Raw genomic sequence first — 326 nt, forward strand, 5'->3', positions numbered from 1 at the left:
TGTGCTCGAAGCGATAGACGAAGCCCTCTTCAGCCGCCAGGCGGGCGATGAAGTCAAGGTCGGTCTCACCCGCTTGTACACAGAACTCGCGCGCTGGGTGATCCATGCTTGCGCGAAGCTCGTATTGATCGATGCCCTGGCGCTGGAGCATCAGCTCGAGAATCTGCGGGACGGTCTTTTGTTGGAAGATGCGCCAGTTTGAGCGCAGCCCGGCGCGGGCCAGGATCGGCTCGATCACGGCGTGGTAGTAGGTTCGGTGGAAGCCACTTTCACCCTGACTGAAACGACTGACCAGCCCGTGCACGTGGCGCACCGGACCTTTGCCA

The 326-nt window shown here is 61.3% G+C and carries 1 protein-coding gene; it reads right to left on the bottom strand.

The features are described from left to right. A partial coding sequence (locus FEM01_RS24070; protein ID WP_276611148.1) for a contractile injection system protein, VgrG/Pvc8 family occupies positions 1 to 326 on the bottom strand: 326 nt, incomplete at both ends.

Source organism: Pseudomonas mosselii, assembly GCF_005796105.1.
Taxonomy (GTDB): domain Bacteria; phylum Pseudomonadota; class Gammaproteobacteria; order Pseudomonadales; family Pseudomonadaceae; genus Aquipseudomonas; species Aquipseudomonas mosselii_C.